Annotated in this window: 24 protein-coding genes; 7 read left to right on the top strand and 17 right to left on the bottom strand. The window is 69.7% G+C overall.

Features of this window, described 5'->3' with window-relative positions:
* Nucleotides 1-46: 46 nt before the first annotated feature.
* The 4 genes from F9C11_RS03000 to F9C11_RS03015 all read right to left on the bottom strand — a co-directional run bounded on the left by F9C11_RS03000 (nucleotide 47) and on the right by F9C11_RS03015 (nucleotide 3965).
* On the bottom strand, nucleotides 47-736 hold the full coding sequence (locus tag F9C11_RS03000; RefSeq protein ID WP_409183426.1) for a maleylpyruvate isomerase family mycothiol-dependent enzyme: 690 nt from the start codon (nucleotides 734-736) through the stop codon (nucleotides 47-49).
* A gap of 14 nt (nucleotides 737-750) precedes the next feature.
* Nucleotides 751-2457, bottom strand: coding sequence for a GMC family oxidoreductase N-terminal domain-containing protein (locus F9C11_RS03005; protein WP_409183427.1), 1707 nt, complete (start codon nucleotides 2455-2457; stop codon nucleotides 751-753).
* A 60-nt stretch (nucleotides 2458-2517) separates the two neighbouring features.
* On the bottom strand, nucleotides 2518-2700 hold the full coding sequence (locus F9C11_RS03010; protein ID WP_406640658.1) for a hypothetical protein: 183 nt from the start codon (nucleotides 2698-2700) through the stop codon (nucleotides 2518-2520).
* A gap of 125 nt (nucleotides 2701-2825) precedes the next feature.
* Entirely contained in the window at nucleotides 2826-3965 is a 1140-nt protein-coding gene (locus tag F9C11_RS03015; protein WP_409186798.1) for a GuaB3 family IMP dehydrogenase-related protein, read from the bottom strand.
* 140 nt (nucleotides 3966-4105) lie between these two features.
* On the opposite strand from F9C11_RS03015, the gene F9C11_RS03020 reads away from it, so the two are divergent.
* On the top strand, nucleotides 4106-5371 hold the full coding sequence (locus F9C11_RS03020; protein WP_409183428.1) for an MFS transporter: 1266 nt from the start codon (nucleotides 4106-4108) through the stop codon (nucleotides 5369-5371).
* Here F9C11_RS03020 and F9C11_RS03025 read toward each other — a convergent pair.
* Both F9C11_RS03025 and guaB read right to left on the bottom strand, forming a co-directional pair.
* A complete protein-coding gene (locus F9C11_RS03025) occupies nucleotides 5323-5487 on the bottom strand; it encodes a DUF3574 domain-containing protein (protein ID WP_409183429.1) in 165 nt (54 codons plus the stop codon). The two genes, F9C11_RS03020 and F9C11_RS03025, sit on opposite strands and share 49 nt — an antisense overlap.
* Nucleotides 5488-5557: 70 nt before the next feature.
* Nucleotides 5558-7069: an IMP dehydrogenase gene (gene guaB / locus F9C11_RS03030; protein WP_409183430.1), complete on the bottom strand. Its 1512-nt coding sequence runs from the start codon at nucleotides 7067-7069 to the stop codon at nucleotides 5558-5560.
* Between the two features lie 139 nt (nucleotides 7070-7208).
* On the opposite strand from guaB, the gene F9C11_RS03035 reads away from it, so the two are divergent.
* Nucleotides 7209-7604, top strand: coding sequence for a DUF5319 domain-containing protein (locus tag F9C11_RS03035; RefSeq protein WP_009072430.1), 396 nt, complete (start codon nucleotides 7209-7211; stop codon nucleotides 7602-7604).
* Nucleotides 7605-7721: 117 nt separating this feature from the next.
* On the opposite strand, the gene F9C11_RS03040 is transcribed toward F9C11_RS03035, so the two are convergent.
* The 6 genes from F9C11_RS03040 to F9C11_RS03065 form a co-directional block, all read right to left on the bottom strand.
* The gene (locus F9C11_RS03040; protein WP_409183431.1) at nucleotides 7722-8015 is read right to left on the bottom strand and encodes a hypothetical protein; all 294 of its coding nucleotides are present in this window, start codon (nucleotides 8013-8015) and stop codon (nucleotides 7722-7724) included.
* Between the two features lie 63 nt (nucleotides 8016-8078).
* Nucleotides 8079-9020 (bottom strand): anti-sigma-D factor RsdA, encoded by a 942-nt coding sequence (locus F9C11_RS03045; RefSeq protein ID WP_409183432.1) that lies wholly within the window; start codon nucleotides 9018-9020, stop codon nucleotides 8079-8081.
* On the bottom strand, nucleotides 9021-9593 hold the full coding sequence (locus F9C11_RS03050; RefSeq protein ID WP_009072423.1) for a sigma-70 family RNA polymerase sigma factor: 573 nt from the start codon (nucleotides 9591-9593) through the stop codon (nucleotides 9021-9023).
* A gap of 321 nt (nucleotides 9594-9914) precedes the next feature.
* The gene (locus F9C11_RS03055; RefSeq protein WP_020662719.1) at nucleotides 9915-10511 is read right to left on the bottom strand and encodes a response regulator transcription factor; all 597 of its coding nucleotides are present in this window, start codon (nucleotides 10509-10511) and stop codon (nucleotides 9915-9917) included.
* A 131-nt stretch (nucleotides 10512-10642) separates the two neighbouring features.
* Entirely contained in the window at nucleotides 10643-11131 is a 489-nt protein-coding gene (locus F9C11_RS03060; protein WP_409183433.1) for a hypothetical protein, read from the bottom strand.
* A gap of 714 nt (nucleotides 11132-11845) precedes the next feature.
* On the bottom strand, nucleotides 11846-12751 hold the full coding sequence (locus tag F9C11_RS03065; protein ID WP_409183434.1) for a MerR family transcriptional regulator: 906 nt from the start codon (nucleotides 12749-12751) through the stop codon (nucleotides 11846-11848).
* A 247-nt stretch (nucleotides 12752-12998) separates the two neighbouring features.
* Here F9C11_RS03065 and F9C11_RS03070 point away from each other — a divergent pair, with 247 nt between their 5' ends.
* Nucleotides 12999-13301: a WhiB family transcriptional regulator gene (locus F9C11_RS03070; RefSeq protein WP_037368697.1), complete on the top strand. Its 303-nt coding sequence runs from the start codon at nucleotides 12999-13001 to the stop codon at nucleotides 13299-13301.
* A 1-nt stretch (nucleotide 13302) separates the two neighbouring features.
* On the opposite strand, the gene F9C11_RS03075 is transcribed toward F9C11_RS03070, so the two are convergent.
* Nucleotides 13303-13965: a TetR/AcrR family transcriptional regulator gene (locus F9C11_RS03075; RefSeq protein ID WP_409183435.1), complete on the bottom strand. Its 663-nt coding sequence runs from the start codon at nucleotides 13963-13965 to the stop codon at nucleotides 13303-13305.
* Between the two features lie 93 nt (nucleotides 13966-14058).
* Here F9C11_RS03075 and F9C11_RS03080 point away from each other — a divergent pair, with 93 nt between their 5' ends.
* Entirely contained in the window at nucleotides 14059-14799 is a 741-nt protein-coding gene (locus tag F9C11_RS03080) for an SDR family NAD(P)-dependent oxidoreductase (protein ID WP_409183436.1), read from the top strand.
* A gap of 370 nt (nucleotides 14800-15169) precedes the next feature.
* Here the strand turns inward: F9C11_RS03080 and groL are convergent, their stop codons facing one another.
* The gene (gene groL / locus F9C11_RS03085) at nucleotides 15170-16783 is read right to left on the bottom strand and encodes a chaperonin GroEL (protein ID WP_409183437.1); all 1614 of its coding nucleotides are present in this window, start codon (nucleotides 16781-16783) and stop codon (nucleotides 15170-15172) included.
* A gap of 98 nt (nucleotides 16784-16881) precedes the next feature.
* Nucleotides 16882-17211 (bottom strand): co-chaperone GroES, encoded by a 330-nt coding sequence (gene groES, locus F9C11_RS03090; RefSeq protein ID WP_020662728.1) that lies wholly within the window; start codon nucleotides 17209-17211, stop codon nucleotides 16882-16884.
* A gap of 312 nt (nucleotides 17212-17523) precedes the next feature.
* On the opposite strand from groES, the gene F9C11_RS03095 reads away from it, so the two are divergent.
* Complete coding sequence (locus F9C11_RS03095) at nucleotides 17524-19446, top strand: N-acetylmuramoyl-L-alanine amidase (protein WP_409183438.1); 1923 nt, start codon at nucleotides 17524-17526, stop codon at nucleotides 19444-19446.
* Between the two features lie 45 nt (nucleotides 19447-19491).
* On the opposite strand, the gene F9C11_RS03100 is transcribed toward F9C11_RS03095, so the two are convergent.
* Together F9C11_RS03100 and xrtP are read right to left on the bottom strand one after the other, a co-directional pair.
* Nucleotides 19492-20820 carry a glycosyltransferase family 2 protein gene (locus tag F9C11_RS03100; protein ID WP_409186799.1) on the bottom strand — a complete coding sequence of 443 codons (1329 nt, stop codon included), beginning with the start codon at nucleotides 20818-20820 and terminating at the stop codon, nucleotides 19492-19494.
* 53 nt (nucleotides 20821-20873) lie between these two features.
* Nucleotides 20874-21554, bottom strand: a complete 681-nt coding sequence (gene xrtP / locus F9C11_RS03105) for an exosortase P (RefSeq protein ID WP_409186800.1) — start codon at nucleotides 21552-21554, stop codon at nucleotides 20874-20876.
* A 218-nt stretch (nucleotides 21555-21772) separates the two neighbouring features.
* Here xrtP and F9C11_RS03110 point away from each other — a divergent pair, with 218 nt between their 5' ends.
* Together F9C11_RS03110 and F9C11_RS03115 are read left to right on the top strand one after the other, a co-directional pair.
* The gene (locus F9C11_RS03110; RefSeq protein ID WP_409183439.1) at nucleotides 21773-22525 is read left to right on the top strand and encodes a choice-of-anchor P family protein; all 753 of its coding nucleotides are present in this window, start codon (nucleotides 21773-21775) and stop codon (nucleotides 22523-22525) included.
* Nucleotides 22526-22546: 21 nt separating this feature from the next.
* Nucleotides 22547-22726, top strand: coding sequence for an LPXTG cell wall anchor domain-containing protein (locus F9C11_RS03115; RefSeq protein ID WP_409183440.1), 180 nt, complete (start codon nucleotides 22547-22549; stop codon nucleotides 22724-22726).
* Nucleotides 22727-22757: the final 31 nt, after the last annotated feature.

Below are 22757 nucleotides of genomic sequence, written 5' to 3' on the forward strand. Positions count from 1 at the left end.
TCACCAGGCCCTCCTCAACTCGCCGCTGCCCGGCGAACCGGCTGATTCAGAGCAGCGGAGCCATCTCCGGCACCGGCCCGGACAGCGCGGACCCGTCGCCGCGCCCGGTCAGCCAAGCCAGCACCGTCCCCGGCGTGCCCGTGACCAGCTCGCCACCCTCGCCCAAAGTCCAGGTGCGGACGCCGTCGGTGAGCCGGAACGAGGGCAGCGGACGCGGGCACATCCGGATCATCGTCGCGACCACCGCGTCGAGATGCTCGCCGAGCAGCGCGGTGACGCTGTCGAAATCGTGGCCGGCGTCGAGGTCGACGAGGTGGATCGTGGTCTCGGACAGCCGCAGCGTGAGCACGTCCGCACCGGTCAGCGCACCGCCGTGCCGGTGCCGCACGGGCGCGGACCAAGCCTCGTCCGAAAGCCGCGCGGCGTGGTCGGTCAGCCGGTTTCCAGACGCCACCAGGTCGGCCACGATTTCCGCCGGGGCGCGACCGGCACCGGCGGAGATCTCGTCGTCCCGGGCGTTGCCGGGCCCGTACATCGACTGCTCGATCCCGGTTTCAGCCCAGGTCAGCAGGTTTCCGAGGCCGTCGGCGTTGCGCGCGAGATGGGTGAGCAGATGCGCCCGCGTCCAGCCGGGCAGCGCGCTCGGCTCGCCGAACGCCGAGGCCGGCAGGGCCTCGGCGACCCGAGCCCATTCGTCGTGCAGTTTCCGGATCCGGTCCAGCGCCGCGGTAGTCACCGGACGATCTTAGGTCAGCGGCGCAGTGCCGCGGGCGCGTTCGCCGGAACCGCCGGGTTCTTCGGCGCGACCGGATCCATCCGGGTGTACCCGCTGCCCTGCTCCGGCCGCTGGTCGGCCTCACCCTTGTTGGGCCAGAACGAGAACGCCCGCTCGGCCTGCGCGGCGATGGTGAGCGACGGGTTCACGCCGAGGTTCGCGGTGATCGCCGAACCGTCCACAACGGACAATCCGGGATAGCCGTAAACCCGGTGGTACGGGTCGATCACGCCGGTTTCCGCGCTGTCGCCGATCGGCACGCCGCCGATGAAGTGCGCGGTGAGCGGGATGTCGAAAACCTCGCCCCAGGTGCCGCCCGGCATGCCGCCGATCCGTTCCGCGGTCAGGACGTTCGCCTCGTGCCCGGCCGGGATGAAGCTCGGGTTCGGCTCGCCGTGGCCCTGTTTCGACGTGTATTTCCGCCGTCCGAAAAGGCCGCGCCGGGTGTAGGTGGTGATGGAATTGTCGAGACTCTGCATCACCAGCAGAATCACCGTGCGCTCGCTCCACCGGTGCGCATTCAGCAGTTTCGCCGACTGCACCGGGTGTTTGACCAGGAACGTCAGCGCCTGCCGCCAGCGCGGAACGAGCGAAGACCCGTCGGTGGCAACGGTTTGCAGCAGGCTCATCGCGTTGCTGCCCTTGCCGTACCGCACCGGTTCGATGTGCGTGTTTTCGTCCGGATGAATCGACGAGGTGATCGCGACCCCGCGACTGAAGTCTTGTTCGGGGTCCACCGTGGTCCGGGCCGCGCCGATGATGGCTTCGGAATTCGTCCGGGTCAATTCTCCGAGCCGCTTCGACAACTTCGGCAGCGTGGCCGTGTCCTTCATGCGGTGCAACAGGTTCTGCGTGCCCCAAGTACCCGCGGCGAACACCACCTGCGAGGCCGTGACCGTCGTCCGGAACCGCCGCGAACGCGTACCGGTCTTTTGCAGCGTGATCTCGTAACCGTCGCCGCGCGGGCTGACCGACGTGACCGTGGTCAGCGGAATGACCTGCGCGCCGTCCTTTTCCGCGAGGTACAGATAATTCTTCACCAGCGTGTTCTTCGCGCCGACCCGGCACCCGGTCATGCACGAACCGCATTCGGTGCAGCCGACCCGATCCGGTCCGGCACCGCCGAAGTACGGGTCCTTCACCGTCTCGCCGGGTTTGCCGAAATACACCCCGACCGGCGTGGCGTGGAACGAATCCTCGACGCCCATTTTCTTCGCGACGTCCCGCATCACCACGTCGGACGGCGTGATCGTCGGGTTCGTGACGACGCCGAGCATGCGGCTGGCCTGGTCGTAATGCGGCGCGAGTTCGCTTTCCCAGTCGGTGATGTGCGCCCACTGCCGGTCTCGGTAGAACGGCTTGAGCGGCCGGTACAGCGTGTTCGCGTACACCAGCGAACCGCCGCCGACGCCCGCGCCGGCCAGCACCATCACGTCGTTGAGCATGTGGATGCGCTGGATGCCGTAGCAGCCGAGCTGCGGCGCCCAGAGGTAGCGCTTGAGATCCCAGGACGTCTTGGCGAACTCGTCGTCGGCGAACCGCCTGCCCGCCTCGACCACCGCGACGCGGTAGCCCTTCTCGGTCAGCCGCAACGCCGCGACGCTGCCGCCGAACCCGGAACCGACCACGAGGACGTCGTAGTCGGGTTCTTGCCGCGCGGTGGTGGTGTTACTGGCAGTCACAGGAAAGAGAGTAACCCCCGGAAGTCCGGCTGACCAGAGGTAAGTTACTGACGGGTTACATCACCGCGTCTTGCGCCGCGGCGCGAACCGGAACAGCTCGCCGAGCGCCCGGATGATGGCCGGCCGTTCCGCCGGTTCCGTCCCGCGCAACGCCACGACCAGCGCGAGCAGCCGGATCAGCAGGCTGCCCACCACGATGCCGCCGAGCCACCAGGTCGACGCGGACTCCCCCAGCAGTGCCATCCGCTCACCCTTCAGGCGCGACACCGAACTCCGAATATAACGAAAGTATAACGGAGAAGGGAGCGTTTCGGACCGGCGGGCACAAAAAAGGCCCCCGCGAAGGGGGGCCTTTTTCGCGAGTCGCCTCAGCCGCGCACGGTCAGCCCGACGCGCTGGAACTCCTTCAGGTCCGAGTACCCCGTCTTCGCCATCGCCCGCCGCAGCGCGCCGAAGAGGTTCACCACGCCCTCCGCGTCCGAGGACGGGCCGAACAGCAGCGTCTTGAGGTCCACCGCGTAGTCCGAGTCCGGGCCGGCCACCACGCGCGAACGCGGCAGCGACGGGTGCGCCGCCGCGGCGGTCCAGTACAGGCCCTGGCCCGGAGCGTCCGACGCGGTCGCCAGCGGGGCGCCGAGCATGACCGCGTCCGCGCCGCAGGCGATCGCCTTCGCGATGTCGCCGGACGTCGTGATGCCGCCGTCGGCGAGGACGTGCACGTACCGGCCGCCGGTCTCGTCCAGGTAGTCGCGGCGCGCGGCGGCCGCGTCCACGATCGCCGTCGCCATCGGGGTGCCGATGCCGAGCACGCGGTCGGTGCTGGTGACGCCCTCGGTGTAGCCGTGCCCGACGATGACGCCCGCCGCGCCGGTGCGCATCAGGTGCATGGCCGTGCGGTAGTCGCTCACGCCGCCCGCGATCACCGGCACGTCGAGCCGGCCGATGAACTCCTTGAGGTTGAGCGGTTCCGCGTCGCGCTGCACGTGCTCGGCGGAGATGATCGTGCCCTGCACGACCAGGATCTCGACGCCGGCGGCGATCAGGTCCGGCGTCAGCTCGGCGGCGTGCTGCGGGCTGACCCGAGCGGCGACCGTCACGCCGGATTCGCGGACCGTCTTGATCGCCTCGGTCAGCAGGTCGAGCCGGATCGGCGCGGCGTGCAGTTCCTGCAGCTCGCGCACGACCGCGGCCGGGTCGTCGCTGTCCTCGGCCGCGCGGACGAGGCGGAAGATCGCTTCCTCGACGTTCGAGTGCCGAGCCCACAGCCCTTCGGCGTTGAGCACGCCGAGGCCGCCCAGCTCGCCGATCGCCACCGCGGTCCCCGGCGACACGATCGCGTCGGTCGGGTGGGTGACCAGCGGCAGGTCGAACCGGTACGCGTCGATCTGCCAGGCAGTGGACACCACCGACGAGGACCGCGTCCGCCGCGACGGCACGATCTCCACGTCATCGAGGTCATACGCCCGCCGCGCGGTGCGGCCCATGCCGATCTCGACCAGATCCCGCACGTGATGTCCCTTCTCGCGCCTGCCGCCTTCGCGGTCCATTGTCGCGAGTCGGCGCGGGTGACCTGCGCGCGGGGGACCGTAGCGGTGGCGACAACCACCGGTTGTGCGCGCGGTTGTTTGCCACCGGCGCGGGCGGATGGTTGGCTGCCCGGCTGAACGAAGGGGCGGATTTGGCGCTGGGCAAGGACTTTCACCGGCTGTGGCTGGCTTATGCGGTCAGCATCGCGGGCACTTACTTCGCGCTCGACGCCTTCTCGATCATCGCGGTCCGGGTGCTGCACAGCAGCGCCGCGCAGGTGTCGCTGCTGGCCGGAGCCGGGCTGGCGGCGGGCTCGCTGGCCGCGTTGCCGCTCGGCCCGTGGGTGGAATTCCGGCGGAAACGGCCGGTGCTGATCGCGATGGACCTCCTCCGGTTCGCCGCCCTGCTCACGCTGCTGCCCGCGTATCTGCTCGACCTGCTGACGTTCGCCCAGCTCGTGGCGGTATCGGTGGTCGTGGCCGCGGCGAACATCGCGTTCACCTCGGCGAGCGGCGCGTATCTGAAAGCACTGGCGACTGGTCCAGACCTGCTGACCGCGAACGGCAGGTTCGAGACGACGCTGTGGACCGCGACCGCGCTCGGTCCGCCGGCGGGCGGCGCGGCGATCGGGTTTTTCGGCCCGCTGGCCACGGTGCTCCTGGACGCGATCAGCTACCTCCTGTCCGCCCTCTCGCTCTCGACCATCCGCACCCGCGAACCCAAACCCGCCCGCCCCGCCGCGTTCCGCCCCGCCGACCTGGTCGAAGGCTGGCGATACCTCTTCCGGCACCCGCGGCTGCGGCGGCTGTTCCTCAACACCTGCCTGGTCAACGGCCTGATCATGGCCACCTCCCCGGTGCTCGCGGTGCTGCTGCTCGGCGAACTCGGCCTGCCGGTCTGGCAGTACGGGCTCGCGTTCGGCGTCCCGTGCCTCGGCGGACTGGCCGGCTCCCGGCTCGCCCGGCGGCTGGTGCCGCGTTACGGCCGGGTGCGGTTGCTGCCGGTCCTCGCCGCGGCCCGGGCGTGCTGGGTCGTGCTGCTGGCGTTCGTGCCGCCGGGGATCGGCGGGCTGTTCTGGGTGATGGCGGTGGAGTTCGGCCTGATCGTCTGCGCGGCGGCGTACAACACGGTCCTCGCCACATACCGCCTCGAAGAAACCGAAGACGGGTACGTGAGCCGAATGTTGTCCGCGTGGCGGATCAGCGGCAGCGCCAGCACTGCCGGGCTGACCCTGTTGTGGGGTTTGGTGGCGACGTGGCTGGGCACGCGTGGTGCGCTCGGGTTGGCGGGCGCGCTGATGCTGGCGACGCCGTTGCTGTTGCTCGGGTGGAACCGCGCTCAGAACGAGACGCGCGCGGTGGAATCGGTCCGCAGCACGGATTCCTGAGCGAACAGGTGCTTGTAGTCGGTGCGGATCTGTTCGAGGTCGCCGTTCGCGTGCTGATTCGTGCCCTCGAGCTGGGTGATAGCCCCCGTCAGCACGAACCTCCGGGAAAACCGCATTCGCCCGCTCCCCTCGCCGTCACCTGGGGATCCAGTGTGGCGGCAAGGCGGAGCGGGCGAACAGGGTCGATCAGCGGGTCGTGTAGTTCGGAGCCTCGACCGTCATGGTGATGTCGTGCGGGTGGCTTTCCTTCAGCCCGGCCGCGGTGATCCGGACCAGCTGCGCCTCCTGCATCGCGGCGATCGTCTCCGCGCCCGCGTAGCCCATGCCCGCGCGCAGGCCGCCGACGAGCTGGTGCACGACGTTCGACAGCGGACCGCGGAACGGGATCCGGCCCTCGATGCCCTCCGGCACCAGCTTGTCCTCGTTGAGCACGTCGTCCTGGGCGTAGCGGTCCTTGGAGTACGACTTCGCCTCGCCGCGCGACTGCATGGCGCCCAGCGAGCCCATGCCGCGGTAGACCTTGAACTGCTTGCCGTTCACCAGGATCAGGTCGCCCGGCGATTCGGCGGTGCCGGCGAGCAGGCTGCCGAGCATGACCGAGGACGCGCCCGCGGCGATGGCCTTCGCGATGTCGCCGGAGTACTGGATGCCGCCGTCGCCGATCACCGGGACGCCCGCCGGACGGCACGCCTGGTCCGCCTCGTAGATCGCGGAGATCTGCGGCACGCCCACGCCCGCGACGATCCGCGTGGTGCAGATCGAGCCCGGGCCGACGCCGACCTTCACGCCGTCGACGCCCGCGTCCACCAGCGCCTGCGCGCCGGCCCGCGTGGCGACGTTGCCGCCCACGATGTCGACGGTGTCGCCCAGTTCCTTCTTCAGCAGCCGCACGGTCTCCACGACCGCACGCGAGTGGCCGTGCGCGGTGTCGACCATCAGCACGTCCACGCCTGCCTCGGCCAGCGCCATCGCGCGCTTGTGCCCGTCCGGGCCCACACCGACCGCCGCGCCGACGATGAGCCTGCCGTCCGGGTCCTTCGAAGCCCGCGGGTACTGCTCGGTCTTCACGAAGTCCTTGACCGTGATCAGGCCGCGCAGCTTGCCCGCGCCGTCGACGATCGGCAGCTTCTCGATCTTGTGCCTGCGCAGCAACCCCAGCGCGGCCTCCGCGGTGACGCCCACCTGAGCGGTCACCAGCGGCGGCTTCGTCATGACCTCGCTCACCAGGCGGGTGTGGTCGACCTCGAACCGCATGTCGCGGTTGGTGATGATGCCCACGAGCGCGCCGGAGGCGTCGGTGACCGGGACGCCGGAGATCCGGAACCGCGCGCACAGCGCGTCGACCTCGGCGAGCGTGTCGTCCGGGGAGCAGGTGACCGGGTCGGTGACCATGCCCGCCTCGGACCGCTTCACCACCTCGACCGCCGCCGCCTGCTCGTCGATCGGCAGGTTGCGCTGGAGCACGCCGATCCCGCCCTGGCGGGCCATGGCGATCGCCATCCGCGCCTCGGTGACCGTGTCCATCGCGGCGGAGACCAGCGGAATGTTGAGCTTGATGTTGCGGGTGAGCTGCGTGCTCGTGTCCACCGCGCTGGGCACCACGTCCGATTCCGCGGGCAGCAGCAGCACGTCGTCGAAGGTCAAGCCGAGCATCGCGAACTTGCTGGGCACTGCGGAGGTGATGCTTTCGCTGGTCATGAGGGGCGAAGGGCCTTCCTGGCGGGAGTGGGCTGGAGTCGCGGGCAGCGGTGCCGGGCGTGGGCCGAGGGGCCTCGGGCCTTCCCCTCATGATATCCGGCCCGGGGCCCTGGCCCGGGCGGGTGGCCCGGCGGGTAGCGTGCAGGCCGTGCCGCACGATGTGTTGCCCCCCGATCCGTTCGCGGACGACCCGGACGATCCGGCCCGGGCCATCCCCGACCCCGACGACCACCTCGAAGAGCCGATCAGCGCGGACGAGCGCACCGAGCTGCTGGCCGACCTGTCCGACCTCGCCGTGTACCAGGCTTTGCTGGAGCCTCGCGGGGTTCGCGGCATCGTGGTCGACTGCGGCGAGTGCGACGAACCCCACTACCACGACTGGACGCTGCTGCGCGCGAGCCTGGAGCAGCTGCTGTCCGACGGCCGGATGCGCCCGCACGAGCCGGCGTTCGACCCGAACCCGACCGACTACGTGAGCTGGGACTACTGCCGCGGTTTCGCGGACGGGGTCACCGCGAACGAAAGCGCGTACTGAGCGTTTCGCCCCAGCAAGGACGACCCTGGTGAGCTTGGCCACCAGGGTCTTCTTCGTGTGCGGGCACGTTGTCCACAAGGGTTGTCCACAGGGAAGTCGACTTGTGGACAACCGTGGTCAGCGGCGGTGCTTCGCGCTCTCCGCCTTGGCGATCAGCGCCCGCTCGGACAGGTTCGGCCACGGCGGACGGTGCACCACGGCCAGCGTCGCCAAGGCGGCGGCCACGAAACCGGTGCACACGCCGATCAGCGCGATCCGGCCCTGGTCGACCGCGGGCGTCCAGGTCACGCCGTCCTCGGTGATCGAGTAAAGCCCGATCGCACGCCCCGGCCCGCCTCGACGGCCTTGCCGGGTGACGGTGATCAGGACCGTCCCGTGCGAGGTCTCGAAGGGCTCTCCGAAAACCAGCATCGTGCCTCCCCCGTCGGTACGAAAAAGGTCCCGGCACGGTGCGTGCCGGGACCTTCGGAAAAGCTAGGAGCCGCTGGTGCCGTTCGGGGTCTGCGCCCCTTGTGACGACTCGTTGCGCGGGCTGCTGCCCGTGCCTGGATCGTTCGGGGTGGCGCTCGGCGACGGCGGCGGCGAACTCGGAGTGGACGTGACCGGCGGCAGCGGCGTGACCGAGGTGACCGGCGGCGGATTGGTGTGCCCGCCGCCGGTGCCCGGCAGCGACGTCGACTGGCCGGGCGGCTGCGCGGCGCTGCTGACCGGGTCGTGCGCGGGCGGAACGACGGGCGGCGACGACGGGGTCTGCCCGGTGGGCGGAGCCGTCGGTTGACCGAGCTGAGCGGCCAGTTCGCGGTGCTGCTGCAGGAGCTGGTTGCGGTTGTCCGCGTCGGTGACCTGGTTGAGCGCGGCCTGCGCGTCGGCGAGCGCGCGCCGGGCGTCCGCGAGCCGGTTGTCGGCCAGCGCCAGGTTCGCCTTCTCCAGGTCGAGCTTCGCCGCGGCGGCGGCCTCGACGGAGCGGGCGTGGTCGGCGTAGAGGACCTTCGTGAGGCCCCAGAGCGTGTCGCCGGGCTGGGCGTCGCGCGCGGCGAGGCCGGTGCCGGTGAAGGCGATGGCGGCGGCGGCGCACGCGGCGGCCACCGGCACGAGATAGCGGCGACGGCGGCCGCGGCTTTGGTATTTGCGCGCCAGCGTGGCGGTCTTCACCGTGGTGACCGCGGTGTCGACGTCGACCAGCTCGGCGAGCGGCTCGCTGTCGATGTCGCGGCGCCACGCGAGCAGCAGCGCGTTCAGTTCCTGGTCACCGAGCCCGTCGGCGACAGCCGGATCGGTCCCGCCGAGCGCGTCGAGCAGTGCGTCGTCGGCCTGGATGGCCGTAAGGTCGCCGTCGGCTTCCGCTTCGTACCCGGTCAGGCCGCCGGCCTGGGCGGAAGGTGACAGGTCTCTGTCCCGGTCTTCGCGATCGGTCACTCAGATCACCTCCTCGGCGGCAAGCACCTTGCGCAGCCGGGCGAGCGCCCGGTGCTGGGCGACGCGGACGGCGCCCGGCGTGGAACCGACGGCTTCCGCCGTCTCCTCCGCCGACAGCCCGACCACGACCCGCAGAACGACGATTTCCCGCTGTTTGTCCGGCAGCACCTGCAGCAACTGCGCCATCCGCTCGTTCAGCTCACCCTGCAGAGCACGCTGCTCCGGGCCGACGCCGCCCTCGATCTCGTCCGGGATCTCGGCGACCGGCTCCGCCCGGTTGCGGGCCGCGGCGCGGTGCGCGTCGGCCACCTTGTGCTGGGCGATTCCGTAGACGAACGCCAGAAAGGGGCGGCCCTGGTCACGGTACGAAGGCAAGGCCGTAAGCACCGCGAGACACACCTCCTGCGCAACGTCGTCTGCCGAAGCGAACGAACGCTCCTGCCTGCCTACCCTGGCGCGGCAATACCGCACCACAAGGGGACGAATGGCGGCCAGCAACCGCTCGACTGCCTGAGGGTCTCCCTCGACAGCGGCGGCGACCGGCTCGTCCAGTCCATCCCCCACAGTGGCCATCGCAGACAACAGTCCCAGCGTTACGTGTAGGCGTGCAAAGAATCCGGCGCGTGGTCGTCCCCGTCCTGCGCCGGTCACAGCTACCGTACCGTCGGAGTCCTACCAGACAACCGCCAGAGGTGGTGACCGGCGCGCCGGGCGCGGCCGGGCGGCGATTGTCGCAGGCAGACGGACTGGGGCAGTGCCGTCACGCGGTGGGGACGCGGGCGGGCACGGGAGCAGAGGCCAGGACAACAGGTACGGGCCAGGGCTGTCAGCCCTGGCCCGTTCGTCACCGCGGGAACCGGATCGGAAGTCCCGTATTGGCTTGCCCGGCCTCGGTCAGGACACGAGACCGCGGCGGAAGCCGTGCGCCACGGCCTGGGCGCGGTCGCGGACGCCAAGCTTGCGGAACAGCCGCCGCGCGTGCGTCTTGACCGTGTCCTCGGAGAGGTACAGCTCGCGGCCGATCTGGCCGTTGCTCTTGCCCTGGCTCATGCCGCGAAGCACCTGCAGTTCGCGCTCGGTGAGCTGCACGCCCGGGTCGGACGGCTGCCGCGGCGCGGGCACCGAGGTGCTGGCCAGGGTGTGCGCGAGCGCGGCGACCAGTTCGGGCCGCGAAGCGTCCCAGCGCAGGTAGCCGCGCGCTCCGCCAGCGATGGCGGCCGCGATGCTGCCCGCGTCGTCCGGGGCTCCGAACACGATGACGTTCGCCTGGGGGTTCGCGGAGACGAGCCGGCGGGTGGCCTCGACGCCCGTCGGGACCGCACGTTGCGTTCCGACCAGCACGACGTCGACCGGCTGACGGGTGTACCGGGCCAGCAGCTCGTCACCGTGCGCTACGCAGTCGATGCGACTGACCCCAGGCACCGCGGACATCACACGGGTGAGCCCTTCGCGGACACTGCGTCGGTCGTCGCAGATCAAGACCGTCGTCACGGGGTTTCCTTCCTGCAGCCGGGTGACATTCCACTTCCCCTATCGGACGCTTTAGCCCGAACCTTGACACGATCCGGTGGCTTTTTTTGAAGTTTCTTAGCCCGGATGCCGGAACGCCCGTTCCCGCAGGCCTACCCGGGTCCGACGGGCACCCACGGCGATTCGTGTGCGATGCGCATCACACAAGGATCGGTGTGCCGTAACACTGCGTGCAACACCTGACGGCTCCTGAATCGATACTCCTCAGCCCGGTCGGGGTCCAGGTCCGCGGCTACGCGAGCGGCCACCCAATTAAGTGAGTCGAGTTCATATTTTTCGGCGTCGGCGGCAGCTGCGAGGACGAGTTCCCGCGCGCCATCCTGTCCGGCGGCAAGCAGGGCGACACCGAGGACGATGCCGGACTTCACGATGTGTCGCCGAGCGTGACGACCGACGGCGGTCTCGTAGGCCAGCCGAGCCGGAGCGACGGCGGCTTCGGGCTGCCCGGCGGCGAGTTCGATCTCAGCGCCGACCCAGCCGCCGCGGATGGTCGCCCGCCAGCGCCGGTCAGCCTGCGCGGCCCGGATGGCGAGACGGCGAGCGGCGGAGAGGCGGCCGAGGGCGAGGTTGTCGGCGGCCAAGCCGAGGAGAGCATCGGCGCGGGCACCTGGGAGGTCCAGCCCGTACGGGTCTTCGGCGGATGTGACGTGGCTGCTTTGGCTCGGGGTGGCCGGTGCGTGGGTACGGACGGCTGCCTGAGTGGGCCCTGGTGCGGACGACGCCGATGCGGTGGCTGCGGATCCCGCTTCCGCGCCAGCACCACGCTCGCCCACACCGGCCGCCGCCACCGAACTCGTTCTCGCGCCTGCCGAACTCAAGCCAACGCCAAGCGAGCCCGAGCGCGCCGTTCCCGAGCCGCCGCCAGCCGTTCCCGAACCACCACCTGCGCCTCCCGAGCCGCCGCTAGCCGTTCCCGAACCGCCGCCAGCCCTTCCCGAGCCGCCGCTAGCCGTTCTCGAACGGCCGCCAGTCGTCGCCGCACTTCGCGCTCCCTTCCCGCGCAGCCCGACCGCCAGCAGTGCCTCCCCGTCCAGCTTCCGTGCCGCGACGTGAGCCCCCAGCTGCCGCCGATGCGATGCCAGCGTGCTCGCCGCCAGTGAAGCCGTCAGCGGGTCGCGGTCTCGCCGGAGCGGGTCGAGCAACTCCGCGGCCGCCGCGTACCGGCCTCGTGCGCCCAGCACGATCGCCGCCAGGAGGCATTGCCTTGGCGAGCCGTCGCGAGGGATCGGATCCGGCGACCCGGCGTCCGGGCCGAACGCGAGGGCCGTCAGCGCTTCTTCGTCCACTCGACCTTTCTAGCGCGGAGCACCGACAAGAACGTGCTCCACGCGGTCGGCCGCGGCGGAAAGATCCGGCAGCAGCTCAACCTTCGGCGGCAGCAGCGCCGGATCCCAGCCGGGGCCGCAGGCGAACAGCCGGGTCCGCTGCCGGCCGCGGGACACGCGCGCGAAGAGGCGCGGGTCTGCCTCCGCCCGATTCGCCCACAACACCACTGCCGCGGGCGCGCTTCGCCGGACCGCTACCGCCAACACTTCTTGAGGCAGCGCAATGCCGAAGAGCTGCGCGCCGATCCTTCGCCCGGCGAGAGCGGCCGCGAGCGCGTACACCGGCATGTTGTCCCGTTCGTCCGGCACGCACGCGAGAAGGACCGGCCGTTGGTTCCGAGGCTCGTCGAGGACTGGTGTCGCGCGCACTAAAGCCGCGTACACGCACTCAGCGAGCAGGTACTCCACTTCCGCGCCCGCGTGCACGCCTCGCCACCGCGCGCCGAGCGCGGTGAGAACAGGGTCGATCACGCCCGACCACGCCTGAAGCACGCCTAGCTCGCTGATGGCGTCGACAAGCATTCGCTGTACCGCGCCGACGTCCATGGCCAACGCAGCAGTACTAAGGCGACGCGCGAGCCGCGAAGGGACTTCGACGTCATCAGTCGCCGCCTTCGTCTGCGTCGCTTCAACAGGCTCGGCGGGCGCTGGCACGAAATCCGCGCGCGGCATCTGCTCTAACGCGTACTGCGCGGCCTCCGCTGTCGAAGCGCCGCGAAGGAGCGCGCGCTGCATAAGTTCGAGACGGCCGATGTCGGAGCTGCCGTAGCGGCGGTGCCTGCCGTCGGTGTGCCGACTGGGGCCGAGACCGTAGCGACGGTCCCAAGTACGCAGGGTGGACGGCGCGACACCGAGCCGGCGGGCGACCGAGGCCACCGGCAGGGTGGGTTCTCCATCGCCTGATCCGGATCCCACCCGGTCAATATCCAGCCCGCCCGGACTCCCGGCAACCCGAGCCAAAAGCCCTGCTCACACATCTGGGGGATGCCTAACGGCTGAATCGCCGCCGATCTATTGAACAACTATTGGCGCGCTTCTAACGTTACCGCCGTTGCACCGAATGGAGTATCGGCACCACAGCAGAGCAGCTAATGGCATCGACCGGATGACGGAGGCGGTCAGGATGGCAGACACGCGCAGGCTCCCCGGCCCCAACGCAGACATGTGGGACTGGCAGCTGGAGGGGTCGTGCCGGGGGATGGACAGCGGATCCTTCTTCCACCCGGACGGAGAGCGGGGACCGGCGAGGGCGCGGCGCGAGGCCAGGGCCAAGGCGATCTGCCTGTCGTGCCCGGTGCTGGAGATGTGCCGCAAGCACGCGCTCGCCGTGCACGAGCCCTACGGCATCTGGGGCGGACTGTCCGAATCGGAACGAGACCACATCATCAAACAGGACAAACGCGCGCTGACCATGGCGCACCTCTGACTTATCGCACGACTGGCTTCAATCCCGGCGCGGAAGGGGCGGTGTCCACAGTGGACGCCGCCCCTCCGCCGTTTTCGGGCCACAGCGCGAGCGCGAGGTCGATGACGGTCATCAGCGAGTCGAGGTCGACGCCGTCGCGCGCTTGCAGGGTCAGTCCATAAAAGACAGTCGCGTACAGCGCACCGAGCGCGTCAATGTCCACAGTGGCCGCGAGGTCGCCTTCTTCCACTCCGCGACGAAGGCGCGCGCGAATCTGGTGACGCACTTCGTCGCGCGAAGCGGCCAGGAACTTCCACACGGACGCATTGGCGGGCGTGCAGTTGGTGGCCGCGAGAACCACCATGCATCCCTTCGGATGTCCAGGTTCCACGTACGCGCAAGCGTTGTTGCGAAGCATCGCTTCGACCGCCGCGCGCGCTGTCGGCTCTTCGGTCAGCGCGCGCATCGTGTGCTGGCCGTACACGGATTGGTAGCGCTCGATCGCTTCGCGGAACAGTGCTTCCTTGTCCCCGAAGGCCGCGTACAGACTTGGCGGCTTGATCCCCATCGCCTCGGTCAGCTCCGCCAGCGACGCTCCCTCGTAACCGCGCTCCCAGAACACGAACATGGCCTGGGTGAGCGCGTGCTCGCGGTCGAACGCGCGGGGGCGGCCGCGGGGTGACATGGACCACCTTCTTTAGTGAGCGATACAGAAGTCTTGACCCAGCCCATCGTACGCGGCTATTTATTTAGTCATCACTACAGAAAGAGGTGGGGCATGGGAACCCTGGACGGCAAGGTCGCACTGGTCACCGGCGGAAGCCGCGGGATCGGCGCGGCGATCGCACTCCGGCTGGCCGAGGACGGCGCGGACGTCGCGATCACCTACGAACGCGCCGCGGACCGGGCGGCGGACGTGGTCGCGGCCATCGAAAAACTGGGCAGGCGAGGTCTCGCCCTGCAGGCGGACGTCGCGGACGCGGACGCGGTGACCAGCGCGGTCGACCAGACCGCGGCCGAACTCGGCGGACTGGACGTGCTGGTGAACAACGCCGGAATCTTCCCGTCGGCGCCGGTCGACGAACTGACCACGGAAACGATCGACCGAACGCTGGCGATCCACGTCAAGGCACCACTGGTGGCAGCCCGGGCCGCGGTGCGGCACATGCCTCCCGGCGGCCGGATTGTGTCGATCGGCAGCGACTTGGCCGAGCGTTCGCCGTTCGTCGGTTTGAGCCTGTACTCGGCGAGCAAGTCGGCACTGGTCGGGATGACGAAGGGGCTGGCGCGCGACCTGGGACCACGCGGTATCACGGCGATGCTGGTCCACCCAGGCTCGACGGACACCGAAATGAACCCCGCGGACGGCCCGCACTCCGGCGATCAGTTGGCGCATATCGCGTTGGGGCACTACGGAAATCCGTCGGACATCGCGGCGGCGGTGGCTTACCTGGCCGGCCCGGACGGGCGGTACCTGACGGGAACGTCGATCACGGTGGACGGCGGGTTCACCGCCTGACCAGCCCCGACCTTCCGCTTGGCCCCCCGGTCCCAGTCTATCGGCCCTGGTCCCCGGAACCCGGTCCTCGACCGCACTTGTCCACAGCGTCACGGAGTTGTGGATGGCAACCGTGCGGGGCCGAAGCGAGGTGCGTCTGCGCAGCCGCTGGCGAGTCGCGAAAACTCTACGGCATAACCTAAATCGGGGCCCGCCTTGACGAGCCGCTACGGGAACTGCACCAGGAGCACGGCGGTCCAGGTGACCGCCTCCGCTCCCGAGGTGGCGATCTGGCCGATCGACGACGCCAAACGGGACCAACACCAAACGGAGCCAACGCCAACGGGGCGGCACCCCCAAGGAGTGCCGCCCCGTCAAAAACAACCCAGCGTCAGTGCGCGTGCCCGTGGCCAGCGGCCTCCGGCTCTTCCTCGGCCGGCTTCTCGACCACGGAGCTTTCCGTGGTCAGCACCAGCCGGGCGATGGACGCCGCGTTCGCGACGGCCGAGCGGGTGACCTTCACCGGGTCGACGATGCCGCCCGCGATCAGGTCGGTCAGTTCGCCCGTGGCGGCGTTGAAGCCCTGGCCCCAGCCCTGTTCCTGGACCTTGTTCACGATGACCGCGCCCTCGTAGCCCGCGTTCGTCGCGATCCAGAACAGCGGCGCGGTGAGCGCGTCGCGGACGATGCGCACGCCGGTGGCCTCGTCGCCGGTCAGGCCGAGGTCGCCGTCCAGCTCCTTGACCGCGTGCACCAGCGCCGAACCGCCGCCGGGCAGGATGCCCTCTTCGACGGCCGCCTTGGTCGAAGCCACGGCGTCCTCGATGCGGTGCTTGCGCTCGTTCAGCTCGGTCTCGGTGGCCGCGCCGACCTTGATCACGGCCACGCCGCCGCCGAGCTTCGCGAGCCGCTCCTGCAGCTTTTCGCGGTCCCAGTCGGAGTCGGTGGTCTCGATCTCCTTGCGGATCTGCGCGGTCCGCGCGGCGATGGCGTCCTTGGTGCCCGCGCCGTCGACGATCGTCGTGTCGTCCTTGGTGACGACGACCCGGCGGGCCTTGCCCAGCGAGCCGAGGTCGACCTCGGACAGCTTGCGGCCGATCTCCGCGGAGATGACCTCGCCGCCGGTGACGACGGCAAGGTCGTCCAGGAACGCCTTGCGGCGGTCGCCGAAGAACGGGGCCTTGACCGCGACCGCGGTGATCGTCTTGCGCAGCGAGTTCACCACGAGGGTGGACAGCGCCTCGCCGTCGACGTCCTCGGCGATGATGAGCAGCGGCTTCTTCGCCTCGACGACCTTCTCCAGCACCGGGAGCAGGTCGGCCAGCGCCGAGATCTTCTCGCGGTGCAGCAGGACGTAGGCGTCCTCGAGGATCGCCTTCTGGTCCTCCGGGTTGGTCGCGAAGTGCGCCGACAGGAAGCCCTTGTCGAACTGGACGCCCTCGGTGATCACGAGGTCGGTCGCCAGCGTCGACGACTCCTCGATGGTGATCACGCCGTCCTCGCCCACGCGCTCGACGGCCTCGCCGAGCAGCGCGCCGATCGCCGCGTCCCGCGAGGTGACGGTGCCCACCTGGGCGATGTTGTCGCGGCCCTTGACCGGGGTGGCCTTGGCCTTGAGGACCTCGACGACCTTCTCCGCGGCCGCCTCGATGCCCTTGCCGACCGCGGTCGGGTTGGCGCCGGCGGCGACGTTGCGCAGGCCGTGCTTGACCAGCGACTGGGCCAGCACCGTGGCGGTGGTGGTTCCGTCGCCGGCGACGTCGTTGGTCTTGGTGGCGACGCTCTTCGCGAGCTGCGCGCCGAGGTTCTCGAACGGGTCGTCGAGTTCGACCTCGCGGGCGACGGTGACGCCGTCGAGGGTGATCGTCGGTCCGCCGAACTTCTTGTCGAGGACGACGTGGCGACCGCGCGGGCCGAGGGTCACCTTGACCGCGTCGGCGAGCTTGTTCACCCCGCGCTCGAGCGCGCGACGAGCGTCCTCGTCGAAACTGATCTGCTTGGGCATAACGCTTTCCGCTTACCTTTCGGTTGTCGTGCGACGCAAAACGCCCCGCACCCCGGCATGAGCGGGGCCCGGGGCGTCCTTGCGCTGCGAGTGACGCGTCAGTTGATGACGGCCAGCACGTCGCGGGCGGAGAGGATCAGGTAGTCCTCGCCGTTGTACTTGACCTCGGTGCCGCCGTACTTGGAGTAGATGACGACGTCGCCGACAGCCACGTCCAGCGGAACGCGGTTGCCCTTGTCGTCGATGCGGCCCGGGCCCACGGCCAGAACCTTGCCCTCCTGGGGCTTCTCCTTGGCGGTGTCGGGGATGACGAGGCCGGAAGCGGTCGTCTCCTCGGCCTCGCTCGTCTGGACAACGATCTTGTCCTCGAGCGGCTTGATGTTCACGCTCACCGGGTTGACCTCCACGGTCGTCGAAAGCGTCGGCATGATGACTGGTTACGGCTCATACCACCCCCGCCGTCGCGGGTGCCGGGGCGTGTCCGGGCCGTTCGATTAGCACTCTAGCCACGTGAGTGCCAGCTTCGCAAGGAGGGTCCGCCGGACCTGGTGAATCCTGAGCCGGAAGCCGCTGACCGGCCACTTTGTTCCAGGGTGCGCGCGAGCCCCTCCACCAGGCACCGCGCCGCCCGGGCGCCGCCGCGTGCCCGTTCGGCCCCATCTGGCGGAAAACCATCCCCGACTCCCGGCGACACCTGGTTGGATCCGCACAGACAGGCATCTCACTCCTGGAGTCCTCCTATGCCCCGCTCACTCCCGTGGCGGCTGGCCGCTGCCACCACCGGGCTGCTGGCATTGGCCGCGATCGCGGTCACCGTGCCCGCCTCCGCGCAGCCCGCCAACGAGGCCCGGCAGCGCGCCTTCGCCGACGCCGCCTCCGAATTCGGCGTCCCGGCGGACGTGCTGCTGGCCGTCTCGTACCTGGAATCACGCTGGGACACTCATTCCGGCGCGCCCAGCACCGCCGCCGGGTACGGCCCGATGCACCTCACCGACGTGCGCACCGCCGGCCTGCGCACCAGCGAATTCGACAATCCCGACGAAGACCCCCGCGGCGACGACTCTCGCCCGACCCTGCGCCTGCGGCCGCTCGAAGCCCCGGCTCCCCCGCCCGGCAGTCAGACCATCGACCAGGCCGCCGAACTGCTGCACACCGACGCCGCGAAGCTGCGTACGGACGCCGAAGCGAACATTCGCGGCGGTGCGGCGCTGCTGGCCGAGTACCAGCGAGAGCTGGGCGTCCAGAGCGACAACGCGAAGGACTGGTACGGAGCCGTCGCGCGCTACAGCGGCTCCGAGGACGTCACCGGCGCCCGCACCTTCGCCGACGAAGTCTTCGCCACCATCAACAGCGGCGTCGCGCGTACGACCGACGACGGCCAGGCCGTCAAACTCGCCGCAGCTTCCGGCGTCACCCCGGACCGGGCCCAGGCGGACCGCCTCGGCCTGCGTGCCGGAAAGCCGCCGGCCACCGAGTGCCCGCGGTCGCTGTCCTGCGAATCGGTGCCCGCGCCGTTCCAAAAGATCGGCGACAGCTACGGCAACTACGACCAGGCCGACCGGCCACGCGACCAGAAGATCGACTACATCGTCATCCACGACACCGAGGGCACCTGGGACTCGGTGCTGAAGCAGGCCCAAACCCCGGGCCAGACCGCGTGGCACTACACCGTGCGCTCGTCGGACGGCCAGATCGCCCAGCACGTGCCGACCAAGGACGTCGGCTGGCACGCCGGGAACTGGTATCTCAACGCGAAGTCCCTTGGCGTCGAGCACGAGGGCTTCGCCGCGCAGGGCACCTGGTTCACCGAGGCGATGTACCGCCAGTCCGCCAAGCTCGTGCGCTACCTCGCCCACCGCTTCGGCGTTCCGCTGGACCGGGCGCACATCCTCGGCCACGACAACGTGCCCGGCCCGAACGCGGACAAGATCAAGAGCATGCACTGGGACCCGGGTCCGTACTGGGACTGGGCGCACTACTTCGACCTGCTCGGCGCCCCGCTGGAGCACGACGGCGCGCCGGATTCCGACCTGGTGATGATCGCGCCGGAGTTCTCCGCCAACCGTCCGGTGTTCACCGGCTGCGACAAGATCGGGTCCGGAAACCCTTGCCCGGAGCGGGCTTCGGGCTCGGTCGTGCTGCACACCGAGCCGAGCGAGTCCGCGCCGCTGCTGTCCGATGTGGGCATGCACGGACCCAATCCGTCCACAATGGACGTCGCGGACATCGGCAGCCGCGCGGCCACCGGCCAGAAGTACGCCGTCGCGGACACCAAGGACGACTGGACCGCGATCTGGTACCTGGGCCAGAAGGGCTGGTTCCGCAACCCGGGCGACGCGCCCACCGCGTATCCGGCCGGCGGATTCGTCGCGACGCCCAAGGAAGGCAAGGCGGCCGTGCCGGTCTACGGCAGCGCGTACCCGGAGGCCGGGGCGTACCCGAAGGACATTCCGGTGCAGGAACTCAAGCCGCTGCCGTATCAGCTCGGCGCGGGCCAGAAGTACTCGGTCGGCGGGCTGACCGGCTCGGAGTACTACTCGGCGTCCTTCGACGTCGCGACCAACAAGGTCGTGAAGGGCAAGGCGAAGTACGTGGAAATCCAGCTCGGCCACCGCGTCGCGTACGTCAGCCGCGACGACGTGGACCTCGAACCGGCGTCCTGATCAACCTTTCCGAATGCCCGGGCCGCACGCACGCGGCCCGGGCATTCACGCGTCCAGCGCCACTTTCACGCCCGCGCTAGCCTCCGTATTACGCCGGGTCTTGGCCCAGCCGTTACGACCGCGCACCAGCCGGAACAGCGCGCGCCAGGACGTGATGTAGAAGGTGTAGATGTAGGCCGCGTACAGCAGGCCCATGCCCAGCCCGCGGAAGATGTTCTTGCTGCGCAAGCATTTCATCTGGTAAATCGGTCCCCAGACGACGAACGGCAGCAGCCCGAACGAACCGTAGATCGCGAAGAGAATCCAGGCACCGTTGGTGAACCACGTCCACACCTGACCGGGATGGCCGGCGGTGGTCACGAGAAGCATGATGAACGGCACTGGGTACAGCAGCGAGCCGAGCAGCTGCATCCACGGCTGCGCCAGGTAATACATCATCTCCGCGGCGCCCAAAGTGGACACATGCGGCGAGTCCCAGATCCGGCGCAGGTACCGCATGCACTGCATGGTCCCCTGCCCCCAGCGCGTGCGCTGCACCAGGAATCGCCGCAGGCTGTACAGACCTTCTTGCGCCACATAGGAATCCGGCGTGAACCCGGTGCGCCAGCCCGCGGTGAGCAGATGCACGCCGAGTTCGAAGTCCTCCAGCAGCGAACCGCGCCACGGGGCCAGTTCCTCGCCGGCGATCGAGTCCAATGCGGACAGCCGGGTGAACTGCCCGTTGCCGCCCATGGAGATCGTGCCGGTGAAGCCGCGCGACGTCTGGATCGCCGCGATCGCGGTACGGAACTCCAAGTCCTGCAACTGGGCGAGCTTCAGCCCGAAGGCGCGGGAGAACCACGTGCGGCCGGGCGGGCGGCTGCGGGCGTTGCTCATCCGGACGTCGAGCTGGACGGCGCCGACGGTTTCATCGCCGAACAAGTGGTCCGCCGCGCAGACTTCGAGACAGTTGGCCGCGGGACGGCCGTCCGCGTCGACGACCACGACCACTACCCGGTCGCGATCCGCGTCCGGGCCGAGCCAGTCGTCCAGTTCGCGGTAGGCGGCGTTGAGCGCGTCCCCCTTGCCCGTGCGTGCTTCCGGACGCTGCCGGGCGACCAGGTGCAGGTTCGGGTCGTAACCGCCGTTGCGCCGCCACACCGAGCGCACGACGCGGGCGGTGCGGTCGTCGGAGTCGTCGTCCACGACCCAGACGTGCGCGCGACGGAAGGTGCCGCGCAGGTACTTCACCGTCTCGCGGATGACCACTTCCTCGTCGCGGCAGGGGACGAAGAAGTGCCAGGAGAAGTCGTCCGGATCGCCGACGGGCGCGGGCTTGCGGCGCAGGTACGGCACGACGATCACCACGACGTACACGAGGAACGCGACGCTCATGGTGAGCGCGAACGCCTGCGTGACCGACAGCAGGATCTTCAGGCCGGAGTCGCTCACGCCGCGGCCCGCTTCTCGGCCTTCGTCTTCCGGGTCGCCAGCCAGACGAACAGCACCAGCGAGATCGCACCGCCGATGACGCTGACCAGCGAGCCGAGCAGGGTGTGGCCCCAGTAGTAGCCCTCGTCGGTGCCGAGCCCGTTGACCAGCCCGACGATGGTGAGAATCCGTAACTGATTAACCAGAATCACCGCGATCGCGGCAATCCCCAGCGAGAAAAAGAGCCGGCGGGCATTCCTCGGCCGGAACCACAGAAGTGCGGCGGTCACTAATATCAAGGGTAGAAGAAGGAAAACCGACGAGCATTCCGGAGTCATCCGCAACCCGAATGGAGTATCGCTAGACAACCCGAAGTAGACCGATTCCCGGTTTCCGGCCACATAGACCCCCGATGAGGTGAAAACCTGGAGGATGGCCCCGGCCAGCCGCACCTCCAGTTCGCGGTACCCGCGTTCCACGAGCACCAGCACCACCCCCGCGGCGAGCACCCCGGACACCGCGATGAGCAGCGGAAACCGGGATGCGCCTGACACCGGCGCGTTGACTGCTGTCACGACGACCCTCTCGAGAAGAAACCCAGCGGCACCGGGGCGGGCCCTGCCACGGTCGTGTCCGCGCCGGCGTCCGCCCTTCGCCGGGCAGCCCCGTTCCGGGGACGCCCGAGCACCTTTCGGCATATTCTTACCTATGCTTGCTACTCCGTTCGGGTGATGCTTCACGCAACCTGGGGAAATGCGGATTCCGTATCACCCGATGTGGTGATCTGGCGAAAAAACTGTGCAATTCCGGAAACCTCCGCCGATAACCGATCCGCGTGCCGACTCTTGCTCAGCGGGATTCGTCCGTGCAGCGGCTCGCCCTGAGAAAAATCGGAGGACCAGTGAAGAGACACCTCGTGCGACGAGGCGGAATGCTCGCCGTTGTCGTGGCGAGCATCGCCCTGGCCGGAGCCGCTCCGGCCAGCGCCGCTCCCGGCGACGGGTCGGCCTACGGCGTCGACGTCAACGTGACGCTGCTCGGCCAGCCCGCGGTCCACCTCGGCCCGCTCGCGGCCGCGAACACAGGCGGCCCGACGGAAAACACCGCGGTCTCCGCGAACGTTCCCGGCGTGCTCACCACCGGCGTGATCACCACGTCCGCGGTGCGCGACGACAACTCCGGCGCGGTCACCTCGAAGGCGTCCGTCGCCGACGTCGGGCTGCCGCTGCTCAAGGCCGCTGTGGGCGACGTCGGCGCGAAGGCGGTCGAGGCCGTCTGCACCGCCACCCAGGAAGGCGTCAAGGGCAGCACCACGCTGGTCGGCGCGAGCCTCGGCAGCCTCGGCGCCGTCGACGCCAACCCGGCCCCGAACACCGCACTGAAGGTCCAGGTCGGCCCGCTGCACGTGGCGACGCTGATCCTGAACGAGCAGATCAAGAACAGCGACGGCAGCCTCACCGTCAACGCGCTGCACCTGAAGCTGCTCGGCGGCGACGCGCTGGGCGCGCTCGGCTCGGGCGACGTGATCCTGTCCTCGGCGACCTGCGGCCCGGCCGCTCCGCCGATGCCGCTCGCCTCGGGTGCCGGCATGTGGATCGGCTTCGGCGTGGTCGCCGCGATCGCGGTGCCGGTCGGCCTGCGCTTCACCCGCCGTCGTTCGGCCGCCTGACCCTGGTGAGGTGATGGACCGATGTACAAGATGCCTGGCGCCGGGGTCGGCGTCGCCGGTGGCGGGGTGGGCACCCTCGCCGCCACCGGCGCCGACGTCGGCTGGTGGGTCGCGGTCGGCGTGGCGCTGGTGCTCCTCGGGATCGCCGCGCTGATCGCCGTCCGCCGCCGGAATCGGCGGTTCGCCCGCCTGGACGGCTGAAGAATCCGGGCTGCCGGCGCGAACCCGCCGG

Source organism: Amycolatopsis sp. VS8301801F10 (genome assembly GCF_046195355.1).
GTDB lineage: Bacteria > Actinomycetota > Actinomycetes > Mycobacteriales > Pseudonocardiaceae > Amycolatopsis.